Here is a 13,112-nt window from a genome sequence, read left to right on the forward strand (position 1 = left end):
GCCGCTCCGGCCCGCTACTTGCGGGCCAAGGCCGGTAGCGGGAGGAGGACCGATGGGTGTTCTCCTTGCTGTGCTTGGGGCCTGTCTGCTCATGGGTTTGGTGGTCATAGCCGTGCTGCTCCTGCGTGTGCTGGGCGCGGGTGCGTTGGCGGCGCCCCGGCCTGGCACGGATGACGAGCAGCCGACCGAGCCTGTCGACACCCAACAGGCCGCTGAACGTCGCGAGCAGGCGGAACTGGAGGCCGCCGAACTTATCCGCCGAGCCGAGGAAACCGCCCGGGCGGTGCAGGAAAGGGCAGAGTCCGAATCCGCGCTGCGAGCGTCCCTTGCGGAGGCGCAGGCGCATGAACTGGGTCGTAAGTCGGCCGAGACATTCCGGGTGCAGGCCGAGGCGGAGGTGCGGCAACTGCGATCTGAGCTCCACGCACAGGACGCCCGGCTCGTCCAGCGTGAACAGCGCTTGGAGGTTCGCACGGCCGCGATTGACGAACAGGCACGCCAGCTTGAGACCCGAGACCATGATCTCGCGGCTCGGGAGGTCGAGGTTGCCAGGCGTCGGGCCGAACTTGTCGACTTGGAGGAGGAACGGCGCCAGACGCTGGAGACCGTCGCCCGGCTCACCGCTGCCCAGGCGCGTGCCGAGCTTGTCAAGGTGGTCGAGGCCGATGCCCGCCGAGATGCCGCCGTGCTTATCCGTGACATCGAGGCACAAGCACGGGAGCAGGGCGAGGACAGGGCTCGGAAGATCGTGACGTTGGCTATTCAGCGCGTCGCATCGGAGGCGACCACCGAGTCGGTTGTTTCCGTGCTGCACCTGCCCAACGACGAGATGAAGGGCCGCATCATCGGCCGCGAGGGGCGCAACATCCGCTCGTTCGAGGCGGTCACCGGGGTGAATGTCATCATCGATGACACGCCGGAGGCGGTCCTGCTCAGCTGCTTCGACCCGGTGCGCCGCGAGGTTGGAAAGATCACCTTGGAGGCGCTGGTCTCAGACGGGCGCATCCACCCACACCGGATCGAGGAGGAGTACGACAGAGCCCGGCGTGAGGTCGAGGCACGCTGTATCCGAGCCGGTGAGGACGCGCTCATGCAGACCGGGATCGCGGAGATGCACCCCGAGCTGATCGCCCTGCTCGGACGCCTGCGCTATCGGACCAGCTATGGGCAGAACGTTCTCGCGCACCTGGTCGAGTGTGCCCATCTGGCGGGGATCATGGCGGCTGAGCTGCGGCTGCCCCCAGCCCTGGCCAAGAGGGGAACATTGCTGCATGATCTTGGCAAGGCCCTGACCCACGAGGTGGAGGGCAGCCACGCCCTCATCGGTGCCGAGATCGCCCGGCGCTACGGTGAGGATGAGGAGGTCGTTCATGCTGTCGAAGCGCATCACAACGAGGTTGAGCCACGGTCGATCGAGGCCGTGCTGACCCAGGCCGCCGACCAGATCTCCGGTGGGCGACCGGGCGCTCGTCGGGAGAGCCTGGAGTCCTACGTCAAACGGCTCGAGCGCATCGAGCAGATTGCCGGCGAGCGCCCGGGTGTCGAGAAGGTGTTCGCGATGCAGGCCGGCCGCGAGGTCCGGGTGATGGTCGTATCGGATCAGGTCGATGATATTGCCACCCATATGCTGGCTCGGGACGTCGCCAAGCAGATTGAGGACGAACTGACCTACCCCGGTCAGATCCGGGTCACCGTCGTCCGGGAGACCCGCGCCGTTGAAGTCGCCCGTTAGCGGGCTGGGAGCGTCCGGCTTGCGCACCGTAGGCTGGCTGGGTGAGTCCCCGCAGCTATCAGGTCCGGACGTTCGGCTGTCAGATGAACGTCCACGACTCCGAACGCATCGCCGGCATGCTTGAAGCTGCCGGCTACGTACCGGTCGAGACCGGAGCCGAGGTCACGCCCGATCTGGTGGTCTTCAACACATGCGCGGTCCGGGAGAACGCTGACAACCGCCTCTACGGCAATCTCGGCCAGATGTACCCGGCCAAGCAGCGCCACCCGGGCATGCAGATCGCAGTCGGTGGCTGCCTCGCACAGAAGGACCGCTCGCTGATCACCGAACGTGCCCCCTGGGTGGACGTCGTGTTCGGTACCAACAATCTACACAGGCTGCCCGTCCTGCTGGAGCGGGCCCGGCACAATGCGGTGGCCGAGGTCGAGATCGCCGAGGTGTTGGAGGTCTTCCCCAGCGCGCTTCCCGCCAAGCGGGTAGCGCACCATTCGGCCTGGGTGAGTATCAGCGTCGGCTGCGACAACACCTGCACCTTCTGCATCGTGCCGAGCCTGCGCGGCACGGAGACCGACCGTCGCCCCGGGGACATTCTCGCCGAGGTCGAGGCGCTGGTCGCCGAAGGCGTTCTGGAGATCACTCTGCTCGGCCAGAACGTGAACTCCTATGGCCGGTCGCTGGGCGACCCGGGGGCGTTCGCGACCTTGCTGCGCGCCTGCGGGACGATCGACGGCCTGGAGCGGGTCCGGTTCACCTCGCCGCATCCGCGCGACTTCACCGATGACGTGATCGAGGCGATGGCGGTGACGGAGGCCGTGTGTCCGCAGCTGCACATGCCGTTGCAGTCGGGATCGGACGCGGTGCTGCGGCGGATGCGCCGTTCCTACCGCCAGGAGCGTTTCCTCGGGATCGTCGAGCGGGTACGGGCGGCGATGCCCCACGCCGCGATCACCACCGACATCATCGTCGGCTTCCCCGGGGAGACCGAGGCAGATTTTGCCGACACCCTGCATGTGGTCCGCGAGGCGCGGTTCGCCAGTGCTTTCACGTTCCAGTATTCCAGGCGAGCGGGCACCCCGGCGGCGACCATGGACGGGCAGGTCGAACCGGCGGTCGTGGCGGAGCGCTATGACCGGCTGGTGGCTGTTCAGGAGGAGATCTCCTGGGAGGCCAACCGTATGATCGTCGGTGAGCGGGCGGAGGTTCTGGTTGTCGAGGGCGAGGGACGCAAGGACGCCGCCACCGGGCGACGATCCGGCCGGGCCCGCGACGGTCGCCTTGTCCATCTCCGGCCACCAGCGTCGTCCGGCAGCTCCGATCCCGGGATACGGCCTGGCGACGTGATGGAGACTGTGATCACCAGAGCCGCACCGCACCATCTGGTGGCGGACGGGCCGCCGTTGACCCACCGGCGGACCAGGGCGGGTGACGTCTGGCAGGCCGCACAGCGCTCGCCGAGTCACGACGGCGACGCCGGGATGACTCGCCGGTCGACCGACCTCGGCATGCCTACGCGCCGCCGGTGACGCTGGTCGCGGCGGCGGTTTGCCCGCATCCACCGTTGCTCATCCCCGAGGTTGCGCGAGGCGAACCCGTGGCGGTGCGAGAGGCGGCGATCCGGGCCATCCGCCGGCTGGTCGGGTGGAACCCGGACGTCCTCGTCGTTGTCGGCGACGCCCCACGGACCGCAGCCTACGCGGCCGGTCAGTCGGGATCGCTGGCCGGTTTCGGGGTACCACGATCGGTTACGCTGGGGCGGACGACCCACCATGGTCGGCAATGCGGTGGCCAGCCGACATCGTCGTTGTCGTTGTCGTTGACGGTCGGAGCCTGGCTGCTCGAACAGACGTCGTGGCGGGGGGACGTCGCCGGCTTCGGTGTGAGCGCGATGACCGCCGTGCGGGATGCCGTGCAGATCGGCGTCGCGTTGGCCCGCTGGGCGGCCCGGGTCGCGTTGTTGGTGATGGCGGACGGCAGCGCCAGGCGGACGGCCGCTGCACCCGGGGGATTCGACGAGCGCGCCGCGGCCCATGACGCAACGGTGGCGGCGGCGTTGGCCGCCGCCGACGCGTCCGCGCTGCTGCGGCTCGAGCCCGACCTCTCCCGTGAGCTGATGGCGGCGGGGCGTGCGTCGTGGCAGGTGCTGGCCGGCGCGAGCCTGGTTGCCGGATCGAGCAACACGCACGTACGGTCATGTGTGTCTCGCGCTGAGTACGTTGATGCACCCTACGGTGTGGGGTACGTGGTCGCCTTCTGGGAATGGGGGAGTCGCTAGCCATGCTCTCGACGCCGACGGAACTGCCACCAGGGGTGCGGCGCCTGACCTGTGCGGGTCTCGCGGCGCTGCGAGCCGGTTCCCCGGCGGACCCACCGGTCGTCCTGCTGCCCGGCTACACCGGGAGCAAAGAGGACTATCTGATGATCATGACAGGGCTGGCGCAGGCCGGGTTCAACGTCATCGCGGTCGATCAGCGCGGCCAGTACGAGTCGTCTGCCGCCGATCCGGAACGGGACTGCACGGTCACGGCTCTTGCCGAGGATGTCGGACGGGTGGTTGACGACATCGGCCAGCCGGTGCATCTGCTGGGCCATTCCTTCGGCGGTCTCGTCGCCCGCGCCGCGGTCATCAGCCGGCCCTCGTCCGCGGCGAGCCTGGTGCTGCTCTGCTCCGGCCCCGCCGGCATCGTCGGCGCCCGCCGGATCGCGCTGCGAGCCATGCGGGTCGTCTACGACCGCAGCGGTCGCGACGCGGTGTGGGCCGCGGTGCGCGCTGCGGACACCGCCGTCTACCCGCCCGGCGGCCGGGAGTTCCTCGAGCATCGCTTCTTCGCCAGCAGCGATGTCGGGCTACGGGTCATGAGCGAACAGCTCCTCGACGAGCCTGACCGGGTCGGCGATCTCGCCGCCGCGACCGGCGCGGTCGACACGCCTGTTCTGGTCGCACACGGCATCGCCGATGACGCCTGGCCGCCGCATTTGCAGGCGGACATGGCGGCGCGCCTCGGTGCCCGCTACGAAGTGATCCCTGGGGCCGCGCACTCACCTGCGGCCGAGAGTCCCCGGGCTACCGAGGCTGTGTTGATCGATTTCTGGCTGAAACACGGCGAGCGCAGCGGCGAGGCCGACCGGTACCCGGGCCCGCACCTCGGTGCCGTCCGCGGTGTGCCGCAGATCGAGGACCTCGCCGTCGGCGTAGACCCGTGACACCAGATCCCCGCGGGCGAACGGTACGAGCACGCATACCTCCACCGCCGGGTGGGGCACACGTTCGGTCAGCGCCTCCACCAGGGTGGACAGGCCCTCGCCCGTGCGTGCGGACACGAATACCGCGTTCGGGATGCTTCGGCGCAGCCCGGCCAGGACCTCCGGGTCGGCGGTATCGATCTTGTTGACCACGACCAGCTCGGGGACGTCCCCGGCGTCGACGTCGTTGACCACCATGCGGACAGCCGAAATCTGCGACAGCGGATCGGGATGCGAACCGTCGACCACGTGCAGGAGGAGATCGGCGTCCGCGACCTCCTCCAGCGTCGAGCGGAACGCCTCGACGATCTGGTGCGGCAGGTGGCGGACGAAACCGACGGTGTCAGCGAGGGTGAAGGTCCGACCGTCGGGGAGCGTGGCCCGTCGCACCGTCGGGTCCAGCGTGGCGAACAGCGCATCCTCGACGAGTACGCCCGCGCCCGTCAGGCGGTTGAGCAGCGAGGACTTGCCGGCGTTGGTGTAGCCGGCGATCGTGACCGCGGGGACCCCGCTGCGTTGGCGCGACGACCGTTTCGTCGCCCGGATCGTCTTCATGTCGGCGAGCTCGCGGCGGAGCCTGGCCATGCGCGCGCGCAGCCGTCGCCGGTCAGTTTCGATCTTCGTTTCGCCAGGGCCCCGGGTCCCGATCCCACCGCCGGACCGCGACATCGACTCACCCCAGCCACGCAGCCGCGGCAGCATGTACTGCAGCTGGGCAAGCTCGACCTGCGCCTTGCCTTCCCGGGATGTCGCGTGTTGGGCGAAAATGTCCAGGATCAGCGCGGTCCGGTCGATGACCTTGACCTTGACGACGTCCTCCAGCTGGCGCAGCTGGCCGGGAGTCAGTTCACCGTCGCAGACAACGGTGTCGGCGCCGACGGCGGCAACGACCTCGCACAGTTCCCGTGCCTTGCCGGAACCGACGTACGTGGCCGCGTCGGGGGTGTCGCGTCGCTGGACGAGTGCGTCCAGGATGACCGAGCCGGCCGTGTTCGCAAGGGCCGCGAGCTCGGTCATGGAGGTCGCGACGTCCGTTGCGGTCCCGGCGGTCCACACGCCGATGAGGACGACCCGTTCCAGCCTGAGCTGGCGGTACTCGACCTCGGTGACGTCATCCAGTTCGGTTGTCAGACCCGGTACCCGGCGCAGGGCCGCCCGGTCGGCGAGATCGTGTCCCTCACCGGTGGCGTCGAAGAAGTGGTTGCGGACGTGGTCGCGGATGGAGTCCTCAATGGCGGGAAGCGTCATATCGCCCTTCTCTGACGCGGTTGGATGCCGGCGGTCGATCCCTGATCAGCCGGCGCCGGCCGGGGTGCGTATCGGTACGGTGGCGGGGGGGTGGGAGGTGGCGTGGGAGGTGGGACCCGAGCGCCCATGCCGGCGGTCCGGTCGGCCACGGCCGAGCGCGATCATCCGGGCGTCGTCAGTGGGAACGGGCGGGCAGAACAACCGGCCGGCGCCGCGGTCACAGCTCATCGCGGCCAACCTGGACGCGATGACCATGCTGTCAACGCCCTCCGCTGTCACCACCAGCCGACGTCGGTGAGCCAGCGTGATGATCGAGGCCAGTACGGCTTCACCTTCCAGATCCCGCTGCATTGCGTGGAGGAAGCGACCGTCGATCTTCACCATGTCCAGTGGCAGGACGTCAAGAGTCGACATTGAAGCATACCAGGTGCCGAAGCCGTCGACGCCGATCGCTGGTCCGAACGAACGTAGGTGGGTCAACAGACGGGGTACCCCGATGTGCGCGAGCCCAAGAGTCTGTTCGGTGAACTCCAGCCCGAGGGCTCCCGGTGGCAGCCCGCGGCCAGACACGAGGCCTGCCACCTCGACGGCGAAGTCCGGCCGGGTCAGCTGGTCGGCGGTGACGTTCACCCACAGCCGGGGCGGGCGGATGGCGGTCCCCGATGCCATCTCGTGCCACGTCCGCGCCTCCGCAACGGCGGTTCGAAGCACCCAGCGGCCGACCTGTTCGGACAGGCCTGCGGCTTCGGCGACCGGCATGAACTGCGCCGGGCTCAGCAGGCCACGGTCGGGATGCTGCCAGCGCAGAAACGCCTCCATCGCCGGAACCGACCCGTTGCGCAGGTCCACCTCGGGCTGGTAATGCAGCTGCAACGACCCGTCGTCAAACGCGGCACACAGGGCCGGGACGAGGTTCAGCTCGAGCGCGGTCACAGATGTCTCCAGACGCCGGGATGAACGGGTCGCCGGTACCCATCGCCCGTCAGGCTGAGCGGACCATGCCCGCCACCTGCTCGACGTCAGGACGGTCCAGCCAAATTATGCGGGGATCGCGGCGAAACCACGACCGTTGTCGGCGGACGAATCGGCGCGTCGCGGCAATTGTTGCAAGTCGGGCGGATTCGTCTGATTCGATCGTGCCATCCAGCCAGGCCAGAATCTGGGCGTAACCCAGCGCCCGCGAAGCGGTGCATCCGCTCCGAAGCCCCATGTCGGCGAGCGTCCGGACCTCCTCGACCATGCCGGCAGCCCACATCTCCGCCACGCGGTCAGCGACCCGGGCGTCGAGCTGGGGATGATCGAGACCGATCTGAACAACGTCATAGACCGCGCGGTGCTCCGGTAGGGAGGCGGTGAAGCCGCCGGTAAGCTCCACCACTTCCAGCGCGCGCACGATGCGACGACCGTTGCCGACCAGTATGGCCGCAGCTGCCTGCGGCGCGCGTGCGGTCAGGTCGGCGTGTAACGCGGCAGCCCCACGTTCGGACAGCTCCCGTTCAAGGCGTGCTCGCACCGCCGGGTCGGTGCCGGGAAACCTGAGGTCGTCGATGACAGCCCTGATATAGAGCCCGGAGCCGCCGACGAGTACCGGGGTCCGACCGGCAAGCAGAAGATTGTCGATGACTGTTCGTGCCCTTGCCTGGTACGACGCCACGTCGGCGGTGTGGGTGACGTCCCAGACGTCAAGCAGATGGTGCGGGATGCCCTTGCGGTCCCGTGGCGGCACTTTGGCTGTGCCGATGTCCATGCCGCGGTAGAGCTGCATGGAGTCGGCATTGACGATCTCACCGCCGAGGGTGGCGGCGAGATCGATCGCGAGCTCGCTCTTGCCGGCCGCGGTCGGACCGACGACCGCCACCACTCGCCCGGCCTGCTTGCGGTCGGCCCTGTCCCGGTCGGCACAACCATCCATGTTCAGACCCGGCGTAGTACCGCGACGATCCGACCGAGGATCGACGCTTCGTCGCCCGGAATTTCGGCATAGGCCGGGTTCTGCGGCTGGAGCCATGCGTGGCCGTCACGGTGACGCAACGTCTTGACCGTTGCCTCGCCGTCGATCATCGCGGCGACTATCTCGCCGTTGTCCGCGACCGGCTGCTGGCGGACGACCACCCAGTCCCCGTCGCAGATCGCGGCATTGACCATGGAGTCTCCGACAACTCTCAGCATGAACAGCGTGCCCTCACCGACGATCTCACGGGGAAGCGGGAAGATGTCCTCCACCGCCTGCTCGGCAAGGATCGGCCCACCCGCCGCGATACGACCGAGGACGGGCACGTAGGCCGCTTCACGGCGGGCTTCCGGCGCGGCGGTGGACTCCCCGGTGCCGGCCGTCAGGGCCAGTGGCGGCCCGAGGTGAAGGCTGTCGCGTGCCGTCGGCCGTACCGGCGCGTCCGCTGAGAGCACTTCCATGGCCCGCGGACGGTGGGGGTCACGGCGCAGGAAGCCCTTCTCCTCCAGCATCTTGAGCTGATGCGCGACGCTGCTCGTGCTGGTGAGCCCGACCGCTTCGCCGATCTCGCGGACACTGGGCGGATATCCGCGGCGCTCGACGGCATTGCGGATCACCTCCAACACCTTGCGTTGGCGGGGGGTCAGGCCCGACGCGTCCGCCGGCCCATCCGGCAGGTCGCGCACGGTACCGCGCGGTGGCCGGCCACGTCGGGTGCGGTTGGGGTCGGTGGTCATACCTGCCGTTCTCCTTCGTTTTGCGGTCGTGACAGACTCCGCTCCCGGTAGACCTGGTGTTTTCGCCAGGAACCGGAGCCGGTGGCCACGACCGACATCTCATCGGTACGACCGTAACCGCAGCGACCGGATTTTTCAAACGTCTGTTCGAGCGTGTCGTGGCGATTCTGTCGGAGTCATGAGGTACAAACTCGATCAGACGTTCGATCGAACGGTTGTTCGTAGTTCGTGATCTCAAGGGGTGAAGGGCCGTGTTGAAGGGGTGCGTGGTGGAGCGGCCGGCGCTGCCTCCACTGAGATTGACCCGGCGAGGCCGGATGGTCCTGGTTGCGCTCGTCGCGATTGCCTTCTGTCTGATCTTGTCCCTCGCGCGGGTCACATCGTTGGCCGCACCGCGCGGCGGTGCGGGTTCCAGTCGTGTTCACGTGGTCCGGTCCGGAGAGACCTTATGGGGCATAGCGCGTGCGCTGGCTCCTGAGGGTGACACTCGGGTGATCGTGGCGCGGCTGGCCGGTATGAATCAGCTTGCCACCATCGATCTTGTTCCCGGGCAGGCGCTTCGCCTGCCGTGACCGTCGGACGCGCCGACGGTTTGCCAGTTCATGGTGGTGAGCCCTATGGTTAACCACAACATGTGGTAGTTGTGGAGTTGTAAGTCATCAAGATCTTGGGGGATCGTCCGTGCGATGCCCGTTCTGTCGACACCCGGACAGCAGGGTTGTCGACAGCCGCGAGGCTGAGGAAGGTGCCGCGATCCGCCGTAGGCGATCATGTTCGTCCTGCGGCCGTCGGTTCACGACGATCGAGGAGGCATCGCTGAGGGTGATTAAGCGCAGCGGTGTGACCGAGCCGTTCAGCCGCGCGAAGGTGGTCGCGGGTGTGCGCCGGGCATGTCAGGGCCGACCGGTCGAGGCCGATGCGCTGGCCCAGCTCGCTCAGCTGGTCGAGGACAGGTTGCGTGCGTCGGGAGCGGCCGAGATTCCCTCGGACGAGATCGGCCGGGCGATTCTCGGCCCACTGCAAGTTCTTGACGAGGTCGCCTACCTGAGGTTCGCCTCGGTGTATCTGGCCTTCGAGTCCCTGGCGGACTTCGAGACCGCGATCGCGGGCCTTCGGGCGCAGGCCAGATAGTTCACGGGTCGGCGAGTTGTCGTCCCTGCCGTACCCGCCAGACGCCGTACCCGCCAGACGCCGTACCCGCCAGACGAGGAGCGCCATGACCGAGACCCGTGGCACGAAGTCGAGCCGGCCCGCTGGTAAGACCAGCGGCCTGACGGTCGGACGTGTCCACACGTCGCCCGGCGTGCATCCCTACGACGAGGTCACCTGGGAGCTGCGGGACGTCGTCATGACCAACTGGCGGGACGGTTCGGTCAACTTCGAGCAGCGCGGGGTGGAGTTCCCCGACTTCTGGTCGGTGAACGCCACGAACATCGTCACGAGCAAGTACTTCCGTGGTGCGTTGGGCAGCGCCACCCGCGAATGGTCCCTGCGCCAGCTCATCGACCGGGTCGTGCGCACCTACGCGGCGGCCGGGTTGGAGAACGGGTACTTCGCCTCGGAGGCCGACGCCGAGGTCTTCGAGCATGAACTGGCGTGGATGCTGCTGCACCAGGTCTTCAGCTTCAACAGTCCCGTGTGGTTCAACGTGGGCACCGCGGCGCCGCAACAGGTCTCAGCCTGTTTCATCCTCGCGGTCGACGACACGATGGAGTCGATTCTCAACTGGTACCGGGAAGAGGGGCTGATTTTCAAGGGCGGGTCGGGTGCCGGGCTGAACCTGTCGCGCATCCGCTCGTCCAAGGAACTGTTGTCCTCGGGCGGCACCGCGTCCGGACCGGTGAGTTTCATGCGCGGAGCCGACGCCTCGGCTGGGACGATCAAGTCGGGTGGTGCGACCCGACGGGCCGCGAAGATGGTTGTGCTCGACGTCGACCATCCAGACATCGTCGACTTCGTCGAGAGCAAGGCACGTGAGGAAAGCAAGATCCGGGCATTGCGGGATGCCGGCTTCGACATGGATCTCGGCGGCCGCGACATCGTCTCGGTGCAGTACCAGAACGCCAACAACTCGGTCCGGGTGACGGACGAGTTCATGCGGGCGGTCGTCGACGACACCGACTTCCACCTGCGGGCCCGGATCGACGGACGGATCATCGAGACCGTCCCGGCGCGGTCGCTGTTCCATACGATCGCGCACGCCGCGTGGGACTGCGCGGATCCGGGGATCCAGTACGACGACACGATCAATGACTGGCACACCTGCCCGGACTCCGGCCGGATCAGTGCCAGCAACCCGTGCAGTGAGTACGTGCACCTGGACAACTCCAGTTGCAACCTGGCCTCGCTGAACCTGATGCGGTTCCTGCGCGACGATTTGACCTTCGATGGTGAGGCGTTCATCGCCGCCATCGAGCTGGTCATCACCGCGATGGACATCTCGATCTGTTTCGCTGACTTCCCGACCCCGGAGATCACCCGGGTGACCCGGACGTTCCGCCAGCTCGGGATCGGCTACGCCAACCTCGGCGCGCTTCTCATGGCGACGGGACGCGCGTACGACTCCGAGGGAGGCCGGGCGATGGCGGCCGCGATCACCGCGCTGATGACGGCCGTGGCCTACCGACGCTCCGCGCAGCTCGCCGGCACGGTCGGGGCCTACGACGGTTTCGCGGCCAACGCCCACGCCCATCGCCGGGTGATCCGTAAGCACGCGGCCGCGGCCGACACGGTCCGCACGGTCGGAGCGGACGATGCCCGGATACTCGCCCTGGCCGCCAGCGAATGGGCCCGCGGGCACGCCGTGGGCGAGAAGCACGGGTGGCGCAATGCGCAGGTCAGTCTGCTCGCCCCGACCGGCACGATCGGGTTGGCGATGGACTGCGACACCACCGGCATCGAACCCGACCTCGCACTGGTGAAGATGAAGAAGATGGTGGGCGGATCCAGCATGCGGATCGTCAACCAGACGGTTCCCGCCGCACTGCGGGCGCTTGGCTACACCGACGAGACGGTTGAGGCGATCGTCGAGTACGTAGCCGAGCACGGCCATGTCATCGACGCGCCGGGCCTGCGTCATGAGCATTACGAGGTCTTCGACTGCGCGATCGGCGAACGGGCGATCAGCCCGATGGGACACATCCGGATGATGGCGGCAGTCCAGCCATTCCTGTCCGGAGCCATTTCGAAGACCGTCAACATGCCGGCGGCTGCGACCGTCGAGGATGTCAAGGGGATCTATCTGGAGGGTTGGCGGCTTGGGCTGAAGGCGCTGGCCATCTACCGCGACAACTGCAAGGTCGGCCAGCCGCTGTCCGACCTGCGTGGCGCGCGGAGGTCCGCGGGTGCCGCCGCGGGCCTCGACTCCGCGGCCGCGGGCACAGCCGGCACAGCGCAGGAAGAGTACCGGCCCGTCCGCCGTCGCCTGCCGAAGATCCGGCCGTCGCAGACCGTGTCCTTCTCGGTCGGCGGCGCAGAAGGCTACATGACCGCCGGGTCCTACCCCGATGACGGTCTTGGTGAGGTCTTCATCAAGATGTCGAAGCAGGGCTCGACCCTGTCCGGCGTGATGGACGCGTTTTCCATCGCGATTTCGATCGCGCTCCAGTACGGAGTCCCGCTGGAGACCTACGTCCGCAAATTCATCAACATGCGTTTCGAGCCGGCTGGCATGACCGATGACCCTGATGTCCGAATAGCCCAGTCTGTGATGGACTACCTCTTCCGCCGCCTGGCGCTGGACTACCTACCCGAGGAGACCCGGGTGGAGCTCGGCGTGTTGAGCGCCCAGGAACGGACACAGCAGCTCACCGGACAGCATGGCGGGTCCGGCATCGTCGAGGCCGCGGAGATCCCATCGGGGGAGTCGCTGTCGGCGCAGAACGTGGTCGACGCGCCGCTGTGCTTCACCTGCGGGGTGACCATGCGCCCGGCGGGTAGCTGTTACGTCTGCGAGCAGTGCGGCTCCACCAGCGGCTGCAGTTAGGAGGCTGCGCTCTCCGATTGCATGCATACTTGCATGTATGGTGGCTCTGCAGATTCGTGATGTTCCGGAAGAGATCCGCGACCGTCTGGCCGCGATTGCCCTGGCACGCGGTCAGTCACTGCAGACCTATCTCCTCGACATCGTGCGGGACGAGGTGCGGCGGCGTGACAACCTGGCCGTCCTGGAAAGGTTCTCACGTGGCTCCCATGGCACGCGCCT

Annotated in this window: 11 protein-coding genes and 1 pseudogene; 8 read left to right on the forward strand and 4 right to left on the reverse strand. The window is 67.7% G+C overall.

The features are described from left to right. The first annotated feature begins 52 nt into the window (after positions 1-52). The 4 genes and pseudogenes from rny to U9977_RS04425 form a co-directional block, all read left to right on the forward strand. Complete coding sequence (gene rny / locus U9977_RS04410; RefSeq protein ID WP_322747868.1) at positions 53-1,732, forward strand: ribonuclease Y; 1,680 nt, start codon at positions 53-55, stop codon at positions 1,730-1,732. 41 nt (positions 1,733-1,773) lie between these two features. Then, positions 1,774-3,255, forward strand: a complete 1,482-nt coding sequence (miaB, locus tag U9977_RS04415) for a tRNA (N6-isopentenyl adenosine(37)-C2)-methylthiotransferase MiaB (RefSeq protein WP_322747869.1) — start codon at positions 1,774-1,776, stop codon at positions 3,253-3,255. Then, a complete protein-coding gene (locus U9977_RS04420; protein WP_322747870.1) occupies positions 3,252-4,004 on the forward strand; it encodes a hypothetical protein in 753 nt (250 codons plus the stop codon). Before miaB ends, U9977_RS04420 begins: the two co-directional genes overlap by 4 nt. A gap of 2 nt (positions 4,005-4,006) precedes the next feature. Beyond that, a pseudogene (locus U9977_RS04425) lies at positions 4,007-4,741 on the forward strand (alpha/beta fold hydrolase); the annotation flags it as partial. Between the two features lie 27 nt (positions 4,742-4,768). Here the strand turns inward: U9977_RS04425 and hflX are convergent. Genes hflX through lexA form a run of 4 tightly spaced genes read right to left on the reverse strand, consistent with a single transcriptional unit; the run spans position 4,769 to position 8,908 of the window. Continuing rightward, complete coding sequence (hflX, locus tag U9977_RS04430; RefSeq protein ID WP_322747871.1) at positions 4,769-6,220, reverse strand: GTPase HflX; 1,452 nt, start codon at positions 6,218-6,220, stop codon at positions 4,769-4,771. A gap of 45 nt (positions 6,221-6,265) precedes the next feature. Continuing rightward, the gene (locus tag U9977_RS04435) at positions 6,266-7,153 is read right to left on the reverse strand and encodes an EAL domain-containing protein (protein ID WP_322747872.1); all 888 of its coding nucleotides are present in this window, start codon (positions 7,151-7,153) and stop codon (positions 6,266-6,268) included. A 49-nt stretch (positions 7,154-7,202) separates the two neighbouring features. Further along, positions 7,203-8,132, reverse strand: a complete 930-nt coding sequence (miaA, locus tag U9977_RS04440) for a tRNA (adenosine(37)-N6)-dimethylallyltransferase MiaA (RefSeq protein WP_322747873.1) — start codon at positions 8,130-8,132, stop codon at positions 7,203-7,205. Between the two features lie 2 nt (positions 8,133-8,134). Next, positions 8,135-8,908 carry a transcriptional repressor LexA gene (gene lexA / locus U9977_RS04445; protein WP_322747874.1) on the reverse strand — a complete coding sequence of 258 codons (774 nt, stop codon included), beginning with the start codon at positions 8,906-8,908 and terminating at the stop codon, positions 8,135-8,137. Between the two features lie 317 nt (positions 8,909-9,225). Here lexA and U9977_RS04450 point away from each other — a divergent pair, with 317 nt between their 5' ends. The 4 genes from U9977_RS04450 to U9977_RS26830 all read left to right on the forward strand — a co-directional run. Further along, the gene (locus U9977_RS04450; RefSeq protein WP_322747875.1) at positions 9,226-9,480 is read left to right on the forward strand and encodes a LysM peptidoglycan-binding domain-containing protein; all 255 of its coding nucleotides are present in this window, start codon (positions 9,226-9,228) and stop codon (positions 9,478-9,480) included. Positions 9,481-9,589: 109 nt separating this feature from the next. After that, a complete protein-coding gene (gene nrdR / locus U9977_RS04455) occupies positions 9,590-10,039 on the forward strand; it encodes a transcriptional regulator NrdR (RefSeq protein WP_322747876.1) in 450 nt (149 codons plus the stop codon). An 85-nt stretch (positions 10,040-10,124) separates the two neighbouring features. Beyond that, positions 10,125-12,893, forward strand: a complete 2,769-nt coding sequence (locus U9977_RS04460) for a vitamin B12-dependent ribonucleotide reductase (protein ID WP_322747877.1) — start codon at positions 10,125-10,127, stop codon at positions 12,891-12,893. A 37-nt stretch (positions 12,894-12,930) separates the two neighbouring features. Further along, positions 12,931-13,112 (forward strand): hypothetical protein (locus tag U9977_RS26830; protein WP_416210470.1); only part of this gene is annotated, 182 nt, incomplete at its 3' end.

The sequence above is a fragment of the Protofrankia sp. Cas8 genome, assembly GCF_963555845.1.
Classification (GTDB): Bacteria; Actinomycetota; Actinomycetes; order Frankiales; family Frankiaceae; genus Protofrankia.